Source organism: Geothrix terrae, from assembly GCF_022808775.1.
GTDB classification, from domain to species: Bacteria; Acidobacteriota; Holophagae; order Holophagales; family Holophagaceae; genus Geothrix; species Geothrix terrae.
This window is the reverse complement of the sequence record NZ_JAKZLA010000008.1, coordinates 37,125-53,211: the sequence shown is the minus strand read 5'-3', so window position 1 is coordinate 53,211 and position 16,087 is coordinate 37,125. Positions and strand designations below refer to the sequence as shown.

Sequence of the window (16,087 nt, the reverse complement as noted above, 5' to 3'; positions counted from 1 at the left end):
TTCCTCAGGGACAGACGCCCCGACCGATCACGACCTTCACGTCGTCGCCATCGTCCAGGGGAGGGGTGGGTACGAATCCGGACAGAAACTGCGCGTCCACGAGCTGGGTGGAGATGATGCCGGCCAGGGCCATGTCGTCGGTCTCACCCAGGCCCTGGCCCCGCCGGGCCTTGGCGATCAGATGGTCCACGGCCACGGGATTGAAGAAGCCCGAGGCGCGGATGGCGGAGGGCGAGAGCAGCTCCTCGAGGTAGTCCGGGGGCGAGTCGTTGAAGAAGGCGCGATGGATCGGCGCGCGGTAGGGCTGCTTGGGCCGGTCGGTGATCTCCGCGGGAAGCCATTCGCGGCTGATCTCCTTCAGCAGGAACTTCTCTTTGAGACCATGGAGCTTCAGGTCCGGGGGAAGCCGGTTGCAGAAATCGACCACCCGATGGTCCAGGAAGGGGAACCGCCCCTCCACCGAGTGGCCCATGGCCACCCGGTCGCTCTGGGACGACAGCAGGTACTGGGACAGGAAGATCGAGATCTCCAGGTACTGGGCCCGGTGGAGGGGATCCCAGCCGTCGAAGCCCTCGGGGAAGGAGGGATCCAGGTGGGTTCCGGAACCGGCGGCGCGGATCCGATCCGCCATGTCGTCGCTGAAGAAGCGCTTGACCCGGCTGGTGGTGCGCCAGCGGAGGCTGTGGGAATAGCTGGAGGAGGCGGTTTCCTCCAGCCCCAGCCCGAAGAAGGCCGTCGCATAGGCCGATCCGCCCTGGGTCAGCCCGGAGATCCAGGGGTAGATCCGGCTGAACAGGGCCGGGCGGAGCTTGGAGTCGGGTTGGGCCGCCCAGAACCTCCGGATCTTGGCTTCCTTGAACAGGTCGTAGCCCGCCAGGAATTCATCGGCCCCCTCGCCCGTGAGGACCACCTTGAACCCCTTCTCCCGGACCAGCCCGGACAGGAGGAACATCGGCGCCGGAGAAGTCCTGAGAAGCGGGGTCTCGGCGTGCCAGACCACCTCCGGGAACACCCTCCCGATGTCGGCGTCGGAGGCGTGGACCACGTGGTGATCGGTGCCCAGGTGCCGGGCCATCCGGGTCTGGAACCCGCTTTCGTCGTAGTCCGCATCCGAGAACGAGATCGAGAAGGTCTCCAGCGGACTCGCCGTGTGATGGCGGATGATCGCGGTGATGGTGGAGGAATCCAGCCCTCCGCTCAGGTAGGCCCCCACGGGCACGTCCGCCCGGAGCCGGATGCGTGTGGCATCGATGAGGAGTTCCCGCAACTCCGCGGCGTACTCATCCTGGGAGCGCGCCGGTTCCGGGCGTCCTTCCGGGAAAGTCAGCTGCCAGTAGGGCTCCAGGGCCACCCGGCCTTCCTGCAGCCGCAGGAAGTGGCCCGGTGGGACCTCCTCGATCCCCTGGAAGAAGGACCGCGGCGAGAGGGGGCTCCAGAACGTGAAGATCTGGTCCAGCGCCAGGGGATCCACGGCGGCCACCACGCCGGGGCCGGCCAGGATCGCCTTGATCTCGGAGCCGAACACCAGGCGGCCGTCGGCGAAGGTGTAGAACAGGGGCCGTACGCCCAGCCGGTCCCGGGCCAGGAACAGGGCGCGATTGCGCGTGTCCCAGATGGCGATGGCAAACTGGCCGTTGAACTTCGCCAGGCAGTCCGGACCGTACTCCTCATAGGCGTGAAGGACCGTCTCCGTGTCGCAGGCGGTGGCGAACCGGTGCCCCCTCCGCTCCAGCTCCTGGCGGAGCTCCGGGTGGTTGAAGACCTCCCCGTTGAACACGATCCAGAGGGTGCCGTCCTCGTTGGAGATGGGCTGCTGGCCGGTGCTCAGGTCGATGATGCTGAGCCGTGCGCTGCCCAGGGCCGCGTGGTCGTCCACGTAGATTCCGAACTGGTCCGGGCCCCGGTGGCGGATCATCCCCAGCATGCGGCGGAGGGTCGAGACCTCGGCCGGGGGTCCCCCGTTGAGCCCGCAGATGCCCACGATGCCGCACATTGACGCTCCTATCGCAGTCCGAGCCGGCTGATCTTCCCGGAGGAGGTCATGGGCAGGTCGGTCCTGAATTCGACGTATTTCGGAACCATGAATTCCTCCAGGTGCGCCCGGCAATGGGCGATCACCTGGGCTTCCGTCAGCGGCGCCCCTTGGGCCACGACGAAGGCCTTCACCACCTCCCCGGCCGTCGGATCGGGAACACCCACCACCACGGCCGTGACGCCGGGAAGCATGTGGAGGACGTTCTCCACTTCCTTGGGTGCCACCTTCTCCCCGCGGCTCTTGATGATGTCGTCCTTCCGGCTGAGGAAGTAGAAGTACCCGTCGGCATCCTGACGGAACAGGTCCCCGGAGTAGCAGAGCCGCTCGCCCGGGATGGGGCCGGGGCGGAACCGGTGGGCCGTCGCCTCCGGGGCCTCCCAGTAGCCGCGCATCACATGCCGGCCGCGCACCACCAGCTCGCCCGTCTCGCCGGGGCCCAGGCGCCGCCCGGATTCGTCCTCGATCCAGGCCTCGGTGCCGGGAATGGGGATGCCGACGGAGCCGGGCCGGATGGCGAGCTGGTCGGGGGGCAGGTAGAGGGTGCGCTTGGTCTCGGTGAGGCCGTACATCGAATAGAGTGCCACGCCCGGAAAGGCGGCCTGCAGCTCGAGGATCCGGCTGGGCGGCAGGGAGGCCGCCGTGTTGGTGAGGTAGCGGAGGCTGGAGGTGTCGTAGGCGCGAAGGTCCTTCTGGACCAGCATCGCGAAGATGGTGGGAACCCCGGGGAATCCCGTGGGGCGCTCCTCCTGGATCTGCTGGAGGATCACCGTCGGGTACATGAAGGACCGCTCCAGCACCAGCGTCCCACCCACCTTGAACGCCATCAGGAGCTGATACAGGCCGTAGTCGAAGGACAGGGGCAGGGCGCTGAGGATGATGTCCTCCGCCCGGTTCTGCAGGTAGGTCATGATGGCGGTGCTGGCGAAATCCACGTTGCTGTGATCGCACATCACGCCCTTGGGTTCGCCCGTGCTGCCCGAGGTGTAGACCAGGCAGGCCAGGTCCAGGTCGATGTTGCGGAGGGGCAGGGGGGTCGCGGGGGCTTCGGCCAGGATCTCCTCGAAGCGCCGCAGGCGCGCATCCGCGGGCCTCTCCTGCGCGCCGCAGAGAACGCTGAGGGTGAGGGAGGGAACGGCGTCCCAGCCTCCGGTCCGCTCCTGCATCAACAGCGCCTTGGCACGGCAATCGTTCAGGATGTAGGCCAGCTTCTCCGCCTTGGTGGAGGCGTTGATGCACACGAAGGTGCCGCCCGCTTTCAGCGCGGCGAAGATCCCGACCACCGCCTCCACAGAGTTGGGCAGGTGGAGGGCGACCCGGTCGCCTCGGCCCACGCCCCCCTGGACGAGGGCGTTCCCGAGCCGGTCCGTCATGTCGTCCAGCTCCGCGTAGGTCAGCCGCCGGCCATCACACACCAGGGCGACCTTCTCCGGAAAGCGGGCGGCCGAGCGGGTCAGGAATTCGTGGACAAGCACCCGGAACCCCTCATGAATGGCCCGCCAGCTTGCTGGTGATGAACGAGCTCAGCCGGCTCACGGAATCGAAATTGCTGGGCAGGAGCTCGTGGTCGGCCACCGCGATGCCGTACTGCTTCTCCACGAAGGTCACCAGTTCCATGACCCCCAGCGAATCGATGATGCCTTCCCGGAGGAAGGAGGCGTCATCCCCGTACTTGAAGCCCTGGTCGCTGAACAGGAAGTTCCGCGAGATGAACTCGCGGAGCTCGGGAGCAACGGAGTTGGAGTCGGCGATCATGATCTTTCTCCTTCCTTCGGTGTCAGTGATTGGGATGCCCGAGGCAATTCATTCCTGGCATCAGCATCCCCAGAATGTATGCTTGTTTTACAGCTATTCAATGGATATGACTATTGAAAAAACGGTTACAATATTTCTCAGACCCGTGAATGTGCCAGGCCCTCCCCCTCCAAATTTTGGAGGGGCTGTCAAACCGCAAGCCTCGCGCCCATCGGCCCTTTTCCGCGATCCCGGGCGCCCGCAGGGGGGTAAATGCTCATCGTCAGTTCCGCGCGCAAAATCTACAATCGCCTCCGGCTCTGGCAGCTCCGGAGGGCCGGCCTGACCCTTCCGGACGATTGCAAGCTGGGAGGGCTCCCGGACTTCGGGTCAGAACCCTACCTGGTCACCATTGGCCACCATGTGGCCATGGCCGCGGAAGTCTGCTTCCTCACGCATGACGGCGGCACCCACGTCTTCCGCGATCAGGAGCGCTACAAGAAGGTCATCAAGTTCGGCCGGATCACGGTGCTGGACAACTGCGTGATCGGCCAGCGGGCCATCATCCTCCCCGGAGTGACCATCGGCCCGAACTCTGTGATCGCCGCCGGATCTGTCGTGACGCGAAACATCCCTCCGGATGTCCTGGCCTGCGGCAACCCCGCCAAGCCCGTCATGTCCATCCATCAATATGCGGAGTGGTGCCTGGCCGCGACGCCGGACTACGACCCAGCGGAGTACCGCCGCGACAAGAAGGCCGTCCTGTTGAGGCTCCCCATGCGGGGATCGTCCCGGCCCCCCATGGCCGGATCGGAGGCGTCTTCCGGGGAAGCCGAGTCGGCCTGAAGGGTTTGTCAGGCTCATCGCGCAGGCCGTTCTCCGGCGCGAGGGAGGCTCCTACGGTCCGACCGACCCACTCGGGCTGATTCGAACTGCGTCTGGCTTCGCCAGCCGCCGGCCTTTCTACGGCAGGACATCTGGTCCTGCCGTAGAAAGGCCACTCGCGAGTTCGAATATCGCCGGGTCTTTTCCGACCAAGAAATGGGAGGCCGTTCGGCCCCCCATTTCTTGGTCGGAGCGGCGAGATTCGAACTCGCGACCCTCTGCTCCCAAAGCAGATGCGCTACCAGGCTGCGCCACGCTCCGATGGATCCAGTCTACTTACTTTCCGCCGATGGCGACGCTCCGGAGGTTGAGGCCGGCGCGCTGGAGGTCGAAGATCTTGGAGGCGAGGCCCACCATGAGCTGGATCTCCATGTCCTCCCGGCCGCGCTTGGTGGCCCCGGCGGGCGGGATGGCGATGAGGTCGTTGGGGGTGCGGGTCTTGGACCAGGCCAGATCCATGGCAAAGGAGATCTTCTTGTCCTGGCTCGCCAGCTCGCCGGCGATGTGGGACATGAGGCCGTCCCCGCCGTAGCCGAGGCGGAGCCAGCCCGGGCCCTCGAAGCCGCGGCTGCTGTTGGTGAGGTTCACGGCCTGGAGCTTGTTCCCGGCGCCGTAGGTGAAGTCCATGCGGGTGTGGACCCCCTGCTCGTCATTCCGGAACTCCACGCGCTGGGGCATCTGGGTGGCCTTGTCCACGGTCACCTCCAGGCGGCCCCGCTTCCAGAAGCCCAGGCTCTGGGCCATGCTCTGCTCGCGGCGCTTGGCGTCCCAGGGCTTGGTGGGGGCGTTGAAGACGAGATGCTGGAGGGTCCGGCCGCCGCTGGTCTCCTCGCCCGCCAGGCTGGCCTTGAAGGTGGGGGCGTCGATGTAGACGGCCTTGATGTCGTTCAGGGTCTGCCGGAACCAGGCCATGTAGGTCCGCGGCGCGTCGGACGGAGGCGGCTCCACCCGGGTGGTGTAGGCGTTCTGCTCCTTGCTGTACAGGAAGCCCCGGGTGCCGCGGCGGGTGTAGAGCAGGTTGCCGAAGTCCCCGGCCAGGTCCGTGCGGAAGTCGCCATTGGCGAAGTAGGTGCCCTTGAGGCGGAGGTTGGCCTGGCCGCCCTGGCTGTTGCCCTTCACCTGGCCTTGGCTGAGGCTGTCCACCTTCTGGTTCACGGCGGCGCCGCTGAGGGCCACGCCGAGGGTGCCCTGCATCTCCACGGAGGTGATGCCCTGGTAGGGCTGGCCGAACCACCCGGCATCCACGGCGTCGAGCACCTGGAGGAAGGTCCGGCGGGCGGCCTCGGAGGTGGGTTCGGCCTTCGGGGCCGTCTTCAGAGTGGGCCTGGCGGCGGGCTTGGCCGGGGCCGGGCCCTGGGCGGGCAGCAGCGACACGGTGAACAGCAGAGGCAGAACGGTGTAACGCATCAGATCTCCTGACTCATGAACGGGAGTGCCGAGGAGCGGCCTTGGGTTCCGGCCGATCCTTGGCATAGCAGGCCCGGCACAGGGCCTTGGCGGGATCCTCGGGCACGAAGGGCAGGTACTCCTGGGCCCCGCAGGTGGCGCAGGTGATGTGCGTGAGGACCCGGGTGGCCTCCTTCCCCCCCTTCCGCTTGTAGGTGAAGGAGCGGCGGTAACAGTCGGGGCAGAGGTAGAACTTCTGGCCGGTCTCCACCTTGAAGCGCATGCCGCACTCGGCACAGATCTTCTCCCGAGGCGACTTGGGGTCCGGAGGAGCCACGGGCGCCCGCTTGGTCAGCCGGACTGGGGCCTGGCCCGGCCCGCGCGTCGCCTCCGGCGCCGCGTCCCCGGAAGCGGGGTCTTTCGAGGGTTTCAGCCCTTTGATCATCGTTGTATGGTCCTACTGCGGCGCGGGCCGGAAGGTTTAGGGTACCCCATCGGATCCCCCCCGGCGAGTTCCGGTCCCGGCGGGGTGATGGCATCCTGGGCCCATGCCTTCTGCCGCCGATCTCCTGGAGCCCCTGCGCCGCGGGGAGGCGCGGGCGCTGGGCCGGGCCATCTCCTGGATGGAAAATGGCCACCCCGAGGCCCGGGCCCTCATGGCCCGCCTCTGGCCCCACCTGGGCCGGGCAGTCGTGATCGGCATCACGGGCTCCCCCGGCGCCGGCAAGAGCACCCTCACGGACCAGCTCGCCCGGGCCCTGCGGGCGGAAGGCCAGAAGGTGGGCATCCTCGCGGTGGATCCCACCTCGCCCTTCAGCGGCGGGGCCATCCTGGGCGACCGCATCCGCATGCAGCGCATCGCCGCCGATCCCGGCATCTTCATCCGGAGCATGGCCACGCGCGGGGCGCTGGGCGGCCTGGCCCGGGCCACCCAAGACGCCATCGACCTGCTGGATGCCGCGGGCTTCGACACGGTGATCGTGGAGACCGTGGGCGTGGGGCAGGATGAGGTGGACGTGGTGGCTTGCGTCCAGACCTGCTGCGTGGTGCTGGTGCCGGGCATGGGCGACGAGATCCAGGCCATCAAGGCCGGCATCATGGAGGTCGCGGACCTCTTCGTGATCAACAAGGCCGACCGCGACGGGGCCGACCAGGTGGAGCAGGAGCTGGTGGCCATGAAGTCCATGGCGGCCACGCGGCCCTGGGATCCGCCGGTGCTGCGCACCGTGGCCCAGCGGGGCGAAGGCGTGCCGGAGCTGCTGGAGCAGGTCCGGCAACATGGCGCCTGGCTGCGGGCCCACGGCGGGCTGGCCCGCAAGGCCCGGGAGCGGGCCCGCCTGCGCTTCGAATCGCTCCTGGCCGAAGCCGCCCTGCGCCGGGCCCGGGCCCAGGCCGGCCCCGAGCGCCTGGAGGCCGCCATCCAGGCCATCGCCGACCACGCCCAGGACCCCTACTCCGCCGTGGCGGGCATCCTGGGTGAAGGCTGACCGGGGGCTCAGGCCCTGGAGAGGATTCCGTAGAGCTCCGGCCGGCGGTCCCGGAAGAAGCCGAAGGAGGCGCGGTTCCGGCGGATCTCTTCGAGGTCGAAGTCCGCGGTGATCACGCCGGCGTCCGTGCGGCCCAGCTCGGCCACCTTGTCGCCGCGGTGGTTGGCGATGAAGGAGTGGCCGTAGAAGGTCTGGTCGCCCTCCGTCCCCACCCGGTTCGCGGCCACCACCGGCACGACGTTGGACACGGCGTGGCCGATCATGGCCCGCTGCCACAGGTTCTTGGTGTCCAGCTCGGGGCTCTCCGGCTCGGTGCCGATGGCCGTGGGATAGAGCAGGACCTCCGCGCCCATCAGCATCATGGCCCGGGCGCACTCGGGATACCACTGATCCCAGCAGATGCCCACGCCCAGCTTCCCGAAGCGGGTGTCCCAGACCTTGAAGCCGGTGTTGCCGGGGCGGAAGTAGAACTTCTCCTCGTAGCCAGGTCCGTCCGGAATGTGGCTCTTGCGGTAGACACCGAGCATGGAACCGTCCGCGTCCACCATGGCCAGGCTGTTGTAGTGGTGGGGCCCGTCCTTTTCGAAGAAGGAGACGGGGATCACCACGCCCAGCTCCTTCGCCAGGGCCTGGAACCGCGCGATGGTGGGATGGCCCTCCACGGGCCGGGCCCAGTCGAAGAAGGCGTCCTTCTCCTCCCGGCAGAAGTAGGGGCCCTCGAAGAGCTCGGAAGGCAGGATCACCTGGGCGCCCGTGGCGGCGGCCTCGCGGACGAGGCCCTCCACCCGGGCCACGTTCTGCGCCAGGTCCCCGGTGAAGGCGCACTGGGTGGCGGCGACGCGGATGGTGCGGGACTCGGCGCTCATCGGACCTCCGGCTGCTGCTGGGTGATGCAGTGGAAGGCGCCGCCGCCGCTGAGGATGGCGCGGGCGGAGCGGCCCACCACGCGGTGGTTCGGGAAGAGCCGCGCCAGGGCGGCCACGGCTTCCCCATCGTAGGGCGTGCCGTAGGTGGGCACCACCACGCTGCGGTTGCCGATGTAGAAGTTCACGAAGCTGGCGGGCATCAGCTCGCCTTCTTCGTCCCGCACCACGCCGGGCGAGGGGATGCGCACCACCTGGAGCCGCCGGCCCCTGGCATCGGTGAAGCCCGCCAGGTCTGCGGCCAGGCGGTCCAGGGTGGCGGCGTTGGGATCCGCGGGATCGCGGGCCTCCATGCAGACCACCACGCCCGGCGCCACGAAGCGGGCCAGGGTGTCGATGTGGCCGTCCGTGTGGTCGTTGAGGAGACCCTCGTCCAGCCACAGCACCTTCTCGGCGCCGAGCCCGTCGGCCAGGGCCGCTTCCAGCTCCGCCCGGTCCAGGCCCGGGTTGCGGTTGGGGTTCAGCAGGCACTGGCGGGTGGTGAGCACCGTGCCCTCGCCGTCCACCTCCACGGACCCCCCCTCGAGGATGAAGGCGTGGTCGCGGCGGGGCGCGCCGCTGAGGGCCGCCACGCGGCCCGCCACCCGGTCATCGCCGGGCAGGACGTACTTCTCGCCCCAGCCGTTGAACCCGAAGCAGGCGGCCTGGAGAGCGCCCGCGCCGTCCTTCACGAAGATGGGCGCCGTGTCCCGCAGCCAGATGTCGCCCACGGGCACCCGGTGGAAGCGGACCCGATCCGCCACCGGAGCCAGGGCCTGCCGGGCCGCCGCCTCGTAGGCCTCGTCTCCCACCAGGATGTCCAGGGCTTCGCCGCCCTGCTCGGCGATGGCGATGCAGAGGGCCGTCCACTCCCTCTGGGCCGGGGCCAGGTTCTCCCGCCAGAGGTGGCCGTGGCCGGGCCAGGCCAGCCAGCAGGCGCTGTGGAGATCCCACTCGGCGGGTTGTCGGCAGGTCGGATGGGACATGGTGCGGAACCCCTGGACAGGATGCGGCCCCGGATGGGAGCACCCTCCAGTTCATCAAAAGGGCCTTCTTCCGTCGAGGCTTATTGCGGGGAGGCAGCTCCCGATGGATGCGACGACAGGAATCTCCCCGGGGACGCGTCATGCCGCATATCATGATGCATCGTCCCGGAGCCTCCATGTCCCTGATCCGCGCCCTCCGCGCCGCGCTCCTTCCGGTCCTTCTTCTCGGCGCCCTGACCACACCGGCAGCGCCGCCCGCGGCCTCCGCCGCCTCGGTCCGCGAGCAGTACGACAAGCGCGAGGTGCTCATCCCCATGCGCGATGGCGTGAAGCTGTTCACAGCCATCTACACGCCCAGGGCCACGGGCCAGGCCTACCCCATCCTCCTGCAGCGCACGCCCTACAGCGTGGCCCCCTACGGGCCGGAGGCCTACCCCGACCACCTGGGCCCCTCGGCGCCCTTCCAGAAAGAGGGCTTCATCTTCGTCTACCAGGACGTGCGCGGCCGGAAAATGTCCGAGGGCGACTTCGTGAACATGCGGCCCCAGCGCGCCGCCAGCGGCGCCGCCGTGGACGAGAGCACGGACACCTACGACACCATCGAGTGGCTGGTGAAGCACGTCGAGCACACCAACGGGAAGGTGGGCCAGTGGGGCATCAGCTACCCCGCCTTCTACACCGCCACGGGCATGCTGTCGGGCCACCCGGCCCTCAAGGCCGTCTCCCCCCAGGCGCCCATCGTGGACTGGTTCCAGGGCGATGACTTCCACCGCAACGGCGCCCTGTGGCTGCCCCATGCCTTCAATTTCATGGTGAATTTCGGCAAGCCCCGGCCCAAGCCGACCTCGGAGTGGGGCACGCCGTTCCATCGCACCACCTCGGACGGATACGCGTGGTTCCTGCGGCTAGGATCCACGGGCGCCACCCGGCAGTACACGCAGGACGTGGCCTTCTGGAACGAGATGCTGGATCACCCGGACTACGACGCCTTCTGGCAGGCCCGCAACCTCCGCCCCCACCTCAAGGATGTGAAGCCCGCGGTCCTGACGGTGGGGGGCTGGTTCGACGCGGAGAACCTCTTCGGCACCCTGCAGGTGTTCAAGACCCTGGGCCGCCAGAGCCCGGCCACCGACAGCCACCTCGTCATGGGCCCCTGGTTCCACGGGGGCTGGGAGCGCAGCAAGGGTGACCACCTCGGCCCCGTGCAGTTCGGGGCCGACACCGCGACCTGGTTCCAGGCGGAAGTGCTCTTCCCCTTCTTCATGCAGCACCTGAAGGGCGCGAAGGAGCCCGCCCTGCCCAAGGCCACGGTCTTCGAGACCGGCGCCAACCGCTGGCGCCAGCTGGATGCCTGGCCGCCGAAGCAGGCCCGGGAGGCGAGGCTCTACCTGCAGCCCCACGGGGGGCTGGCCTTCACGGCGCCCGGAACGGAGGGCGGCGCCGATGCCTTCGTCTCCGATCCCGCCAAGCCCGTGCCCTTCATCGAGAAAGTCGCCATCGGCATGCCCAAGGACTACATGACCGCGGACCAGCGCTTCGCCGGCCGGCGTCCGGACGTGCTGGTATTCGAGACTGGGCCCCTCTCCGAGGACCTGACCCTGGCCGGTCCCCTGCAGCCTGAGCTCTTCGTGGCCACCACGGGTACGGATGCCGACTGGGTGGTGAAGCTCATCGACGTCTACCCCGACGACTTCAGGAACCCGGATTTCAAGGAGGGCGGCTCCCCCTGGGATCGCACGCCCAATCCCATGGGCGGCTACCAGCAGCTGGTGCGCGGCGAGGTCATGCGTGGCAAGTACCGGGACAGCCTCGAGAAGCCCGCGCCCTTCGTCCCCGGCCAGCCCACCCGCGTGGCCTGGTCCATGAACGACATCTTCCACACCTTCAGGAAGGGCCATCGCGTGATGGTGCAGATCCAGAGCACCTGGTTCCCCCTCATGGACCGCAATCCCCAGGTGTTCATGAACATCAACGACGCGAAACCCGGGGACTACCAGAAGGCCACCCACACCGTCTTCCACGACGCGGCGCGGCCCAGCAGCCTCGGCGTGAATGTCTGGTCGGAAGCGCGGGAATGAGCCACGGGTGGACACGGAGGCTTTCTTGATCCGTGTCCATCCGCGTTTATCCGTGGCTAAAAGGCACTTCCCTTCCAACCCTCCAGCACCCGGAACCGGCTGCCCATCCGATCCGGCAGGGTGAGCTGGAGGAGGTTCTCGGTGCGCTTGACGCGCTCGGGGACCGGCAGGGCCATCCAGCCGGGGGCCCACTGTTCCAGGGGGGCGTGGGTGCGGATCCACTTGCTCAGCTCCATGTGGCCCAGGCCCGTGAAGCCCTCGCCCTCCAGCAGGCGCGCCAGGCGCGTGAAATCGACATCGGCTGTCAGATCCGCCTCGCCCAGGTCCTCGTGCCAGTTGCCGTCCACGGTGTGGGCCTTGAAGCGGCGCAGGTCGGCACCCTTGGCCAGCAACCGGTCCGCGGACTCGCCGTAGTCCACGGCCAGGAAGAGGCCCGCCTCCAGGGGCGCCGCCAGCTCGCGCACCAGGCCTGGCAGGGCCTCGCACCAGATGCTGCCGTCGCGGGGCTCCAGGCCGTCGGTCTGCTCCGCGAACCAGGCTCCGGCTTCGCCGGGATCCGCCGCCTGCCACTCGGGGCCCGCCGCCGTCAGCACCTCGCGCGTCCAGCGCTCGCCGTCCCAGCGCCAGGGCTGGGCGGGCAGGGCGTCGAAGAGCTCGTTGCTGAAGATGGCGCCCGTGAAGGGTTCCAGCGTTTCGTTCTCGGAGGCGAATCGCGCGCGATTCGCCGCAAGGAAAGGCGCCAGGGATTCCTCCGCCGCCCTTCTGGCGGCGGGGTTGTCGTCGCGGTGGACGTAGACCAGGGCTTCGGCGAAGGGCCCGGTGACGGCATTCAGCACGTCGCGGCCCAGCCAGCCGCGGCCTGCGCCGGGCTCCAGGGCCGTGAAGCGCGCCGGGCGGCCCAGGCGCTCCCAGGCCGCCTCCAGGCGCAGGGCGAGGGTCTGGCCCAGCAGGGGGCCCAGGTCCAGGGCCGTGTAGTAGTCCTTGCCCTCGAAACCCCAGGGGCCCTCCTGGCGCCGGTAGTAGCCGTGCTCGGGGTGGTAGAGGCCCAGCGCCATCACCTCCGAGGCGGGCACGGGGCCTGAGGCGAGACGGGTCTGCAGCAGGTCGTTCAGCGGATTCACTTCTTCTCCAGGGGCCACCTCTCCAGCAGCACGGGCAGCAGCCACTGGGTGAGGATCAGGGCCAGGGCCACACCGCCTAGGCAGGCGAGGCCCAGGCCCCGCAGGCCGCGGTAGCCGCTGAAGACCATGCCGCCGAAGCCGGCGAGGGTGGTGCCGGCGCAGACGCCATTGACGCGGGCCACGCGCTCCGGGGCGTCGGCCTCGCCCCGGGCCCGGTGCAGCAGGTTGAAGGCCGTGTCCACGCTTACGCCCAGGGCGATGGGAATGGCCATGAGCGACAGGAAGGTCAGGGGCTCCCCGGTCCAGCCCAGGGCGCCCAGGGCCCCCACCTGGCTGGCCGCCAGGGGCACCAGGGCCAGCAGGGCGAAGCGCAGGCTGCGGCCGAAGAGGGCGATGACCACGAGGATGCCCGCCAGGGCCAGCAGCACCGCCTGCCGGACCGTGTCCCGGGCGATGCCCTTCACCACGCGGAAGAGGGGCTGGGTGCCCACGAAGCGCCCGCCGGCCGCCTCGACCTCGGGCGTGAGCCGGAGAAGCGAGGCCTCATCCAGCCGGATGGGGACCGTCAGGGCCGGGGCCAGGGGAGCGGGCATCGATCCATGGTGCAGGCGACCCCAGAGGGTCCAGGGATGGCGGCCCTCCGGGGCGGGTGCCGACCGGGGCAGCAGGACCTGGAGCGCCCGTACGGGCTGGGAGGGGTCCACCGCGGCGGCGGCCAGGGCCGACAGGGGCCCCTCCAGCCCCGCCGGGTCCAGCCCCGCCCTGGCGGCGGCCTCGAGCACCTGGTGCCGCCAGGTCTCCGAACCCAGGGTGTGCTGCAGCTCCGGATCGAGGCTCTGCCAATCGGGCACCGGCAGGCCCGCCTCGCGGAGGATGGGGCTCAGCTTGTTCCACCGGGCCGGGAGACGGTCCGGGTCCTCCAGCGGAATCTGGAGGGCCAGGGGCTGGAGGCTGGCGCCGAGGGTCTTCGTCAGCCGCGCCTGGAGGGTGAGGGCCGGGTTCCCCTGGGCCCGGAAGCGCCGGAGGTCCTCCTCCCAGCGGGTGCGGGGCGCGCCCGCCAGCGCCAGGGCCAGCAGGGCCAGGGCGGCCCAGGGGGCCCAGACGCGGCGGCGGGGGCGGGGCGGGGGCGGCCCCGGAGCGAAGGTGCCCCGGCCCCGGTCCAGCCCCATCAGCATGGGCGGCATCACCAGGAAGGTGGCGACCAGGCAGGCCAGCAGGCCCAGGCCCGTGGTGAGCCCCAGGTCCCGGATGCCCGGAAAGGGCGCGAAGGCGAGGGCCAGGAAGGCCAGGGCCGTGGCCAGGGCGCCCGCCACCACGCCGGGGCCCGTGCCCAGCATCGCGGCCCGGAGTGCCCGCGCCTTGGCCCGGCCCGCCCGGCGCTCCTCGCGGTAGCGGCTGAAGAGCATGATGCCCACGTCATCGCCCACGCCCAGCAGCACCGCGCCGAAGCCGGCGGCCATGAGATTCACCCGGCCCAGGATCCACCCCGTGAGCCCCAGAGCCCACACCATGCCCACGAGCAGAGGCCCCATGACGAAGCCGTAGCCCGCGAGGGTGCGGAAGCCCAGCCAGTACACGAGGCCGATGAGGACGAAGCTGAGGACCAGGCTGAGGGCCACCTCGTAGCTAAGCCGGTGCGATTCCCAGGCGGTGATGGCATGGGCGCCCGTCACCTGGAGGGCGAAGGGGCGGTCGGCCTGGGGGGTCAGGGCCGCCTCCACGGCCTTCAGGGCCGCGGCCGGAGGCAGGGGCCCCTCGGCGCCCCGCCCGAGCCAGGCCAGGACGCGGGTGGTGGCCTTCACATCCGAGGCGGGAAAGCCCGCCACCAGGGGCACCAGGATGAAGCGGCCATCCTTGGTCTCCAGGTAGCCGGTCCGCATGCGCAGGGTGAAGGCCCGGCCCAGCTGCACGGCCTTGGCCATGCCCTCGCCGTTCTGGGGGGCGAGGGTCCGCAGGCCCAGCGGATCCAGCCGCGCCAGGGCCGCGGGGAGCGGTTCCGGCGAGCCCAGGGCCCGGGCGGTGGCCTCCAGGCGGCGCTTCACTTCCGCCGGGTTCTTGAGAGGCTCCAGGCGGTCCCCCAGCCAGGCTGGGGCCAGGGAGTAGAGGGTTTCCGTGGTGAGCCGGCTCACCGCCGCGTCCCCCTCGGTGATGGCCCCCACGGCCAGGAGCGCGGGCCAGGGGCTCACGCCTCCCGGCCCGGGCACCGGGATGGGATCGGACAGGCGACCCTCGGCGGCCAGCCCGTTGAGGGGCAGGTCGCCCTTGGTGAGCAGGCGGTCCACCAGGCCCTCGGCCCAGGCGCGGCGGGCCTCCAGGTCGGCCGGGCCCCCTTCGGCCACGAGCCAGATCAGCTCCTGCTGGCCGACGCCGGCCTCCAGGTTGGCCCGCACGGCGGGATGCTCGGAGGGCAGCAGGCTCATCAGGTCGAGGGCCCGCTCCACGCGCAGGGTGCCCCAGCCCAGAGCCAGCGTCAGGCCCGCCGTGAGGATCCAGAGTCCCCGGGACCGGGACAGGTGCAGGCGGAGCAGGCCGCGCAGCAGGGCTTTCATCACCTGTCCGCGCCGGCGCGATCGATCCAGGGCTTCAGGGCCGGCACCATCTCCACGCGCTCCGCCCCCCGCAACCGCTCCATGAGGCTGCCATCCTCCAGCCGGGCCAGGGGATGGTTCTCCCGGCGGTCCAGGGCCTCGGGCGGACCAGCCGCCGTGAGGACGGTGGGCAGCTCTTCGCTGTAGCGGTGGTCCAGGAGCTGGGCCAGGGCCGCGGCCACGCGGAGGTCCGAGTCCATGCGGTCCCAGTCATCCAGCACCAGGAGGGGCGGGTCCTGGAGGGGCTCGATGAGATCGCGCACGCTCTGGAAGGCCTGGTTCTGGAAGCTGCGGATGTCGTAGTAGGCGTCCTTGATGCTCTGGCTGAGGGTCCGCACGGAGACGAAGCGCCCGCCGCGGCCCGTGCGCTCGGTCCAGGCCCGCAGGGCGGCGGCGGCCAGGGTGCTGCGGCCGCTCTGGGCGGGGCCGTGGATCCACCACAGCTCCCAGCCGTGGCGGAACTTGTGCTTGCCGGTGGTGGCCCACTGGGACAGGGCCTCGGCGCCCGCCGGGCGGATGCCGTGCTCGGGCCGCTTGCGGAGGGCCGTGAGGAGCCGGGCCAGGTCGTCCCGGAAGGGGATGGGCCCCACCTCCTCCTCGGGCCGGGCCAGCCACTCCTCTAGGTCCGGCACGCGCTCCAGCATGGACCGGGCCCCGCTGGCCTGGGCGTTGTTCCACCACTTCCAGAAGCGGGTGAAATCCGCCTCGCGGTAGCGGGCGGGCAGGCCCAGGGTCTCCGCGTCCGGCGCCACGTCGGCCGTGCAGCCGCAGACCCGCACCGGCTTCTGGGGATCCGGATCGAAGATGAGGCCCTGCCCCTGGCAGCGGGGGCAGTCAGGGCGGCCCTTCACCATGGGACCGCTCCGGCCGGGCCTGAACCCGCCGCTG

At 70.0% G+C, this 16,087-nt stretch carries 13 protein-coding genes and 1 tRNA gene; 3 read left to right on the top strand and 11 right to left on the bottom strand.

Annotated features, from left to right (window positions below; genetic code table 11):
• Positions 1-4: 4 nt before the first annotated feature.
• The 3 genes from asnB to MLE42_RS14180 are packed head-to-tail and all read right to left on the bottom strand — an operon-like array spanning position 5 to position 3,787.
• Positions 5-1,993 (bottom strand): asparagine synthase (glutamine-hydrolyzing), encoded by a 1,989-nt coding sequence (gene asnB, locus MLE42_RS14190; protein ID WP_243288532.1) that lies wholly within the window; start codon positions 1,991-1,993, stop codon positions 5-7.
• Positions 1,994-2,001: 8 nt separating this feature from the next.
• Entirely contained in the window at positions 2,002-3,507 is a 1,506-nt protein-coding gene (locus MLE42_RS14185) for a class I adenylate-forming enzyme family protein (protein WP_243288531.1), read from the bottom strand.
• Positions 3,508-3,517: 10 nt separating this feature from the next.
• The gene (locus tag MLE42_RS14180) at positions 3,518-3,787 is read right to left on the bottom strand and encodes an acyl carrier protein (protein WP_243288530.1); all 270 of its coding nucleotides are present in this window, start codon (positions 3,785-3,787) and stop codon (positions 3,518-3,520) included.
• 252 nt (positions 3,788-4,039) lie between these two features.
• Here MLE42_RS14180 and MLE42_RS14175 point away from each other — a divergent pair, with 252 nt between their 5' ends.
• Entirely contained in the window at positions 4,040-4,612 is a 573-nt protein-coding gene (locus tag MLE42_RS14175) for an acyltransferase (protein WP_243288529.1), read from the top strand.
• A 223-nt stretch (positions 4,613-4,835) separates the two neighbouring features.
• Here MLE42_RS14175 and MLE42_RS14170 read toward each other — a convergent pair.
• The 3 genes from MLE42_RS14170 to MLE42_RS14160 all read right to left on the bottom strand — a co-directional run bounded on the left by MLE42_RS14170 (position 4,836) and on the right by MLE42_RS14160 (position 6,482).
• Positions 4,836-4,912 (bottom strand) — tRNA-Pro (locus MLE42_RS14170).
• Between the two features lie 15 nt (positions 4,913-4,927).
• Complete coding sequence (locus MLE42_RS14165; protein WP_243288528.1) at positions 4,928-6,058, bottom strand: hypothetical protein; 1,131 nt, start codon at positions 6,056-6,058, stop codon at positions 4,928-4,930.
• A gap of 13 nt (positions 6,059-6,071) precedes the next feature.
• Positions 6,072-6,482, bottom strand: a complete 411-nt coding sequence (locus MLE42_RS14160; protein WP_243288527.1) for a hypothetical protein — start codon at positions 6,480-6,482, stop codon at positions 6,072-6,074.
• Positions 6,483-6,585: 103 nt separating this feature from the next.
• Here MLE42_RS14160 and meaB point away from each other — a divergent pair, with 103 nt between their 5' ends.
• Positions 6,586-7,524, top strand: coding sequence for a methylmalonyl Co-A mutase-associated GTPase MeaB (meaB, locus tag MLE42_RS14155; RefSeq protein WP_243288526.1), 939 nt, complete (start codon positions 6,586-6,588; stop codon positions 7,522-7,524).
• An 8-nt stretch (positions 7,525-7,532) separates the two neighbouring features.
• On the opposite strand, the gene aguB is transcribed toward meaB, so the two are convergent.
• Positions 7,533-8,390 (bottom strand): N-carbamoylputrescine amidase, encoded by an 858-nt coding sequence (gene aguB / locus MLE42_RS14150; protein ID WP_243288525.1) that lies wholly within the window; start codon positions 8,388-8,390, stop codon positions 7,533-7,535.
• Positions 8,387-9,412 carry an agmatine deiminase family protein gene (locus MLE42_RS14145; RefSeq protein WP_243288524.1) on the bottom strand — a complete coding sequence of 342 codons (1,026 nt, stop codon included), beginning with the start codon at positions 9,410-9,412 and terminating at the stop codon, positions 8,387-8,389. The genes aguB and MLE42_RS14145 overlap by 4 nt, the downstream gene beginning before the upstream one ends.
• Positions 9,413-9,588: 176 nt before the next feature.
• Here MLE42_RS14145 and MLE42_RS14140 point away from each other — a divergent pair, with 176 nt between their 5' ends.
• Positions 9,589-11,490, top strand: a complete 1,902-nt coding sequence (locus tag MLE42_RS14140; RefSeq protein WP_243288523.1) for a CocE/NonD family hydrolase — start codon at positions 9,589-9,591, stop codon at positions 11,488-11,490.
• A gap of 56 nt (positions 11,491-11,546) precedes the next feature.
• On the opposite strand, the gene MLE42_RS14135 is transcribed toward MLE42_RS14140, so the two are convergent.
• The 3 genes from MLE42_RS14135 to MLE42_RS14125 are packed head-to-tail and all read right to left on the bottom strand — an operon-like array spanning position 11,547 to position 16,053.
• Entirely contained in the window at positions 11,547-12,611 is a 1,065-nt protein-coding gene (locus MLE42_RS14135) for an SAM-dependent methyltransferase (protein ID WP_243288522.1), read from the bottom strand.
• Entirely contained in the window at positions 12,608-15,160 is a 2,553-nt protein-coding gene (locus tag MLE42_RS16220; protein WP_275975933.1) for an MMPL family transporter, read from the bottom strand. Before MLE42_RS16220 ends, MLE42_RS14135 begins: the two co-directional genes overlap by 4 nt.
• Positions 15,160-16,053, bottom strand: a complete 894-nt coding sequence (locus MLE42_RS14125) for a P-loop NTPase family protein (protein ID WP_243288521.1) — start codon at positions 16,051-16,053, stop codon at positions 15,160-15,162. Before MLE42_RS14125 ends, MLE42_RS16220 begins: the two co-directional genes overlap by 1 nt.
• Positions 16,054-16,087 lie beyond the last annotated feature (34 nt).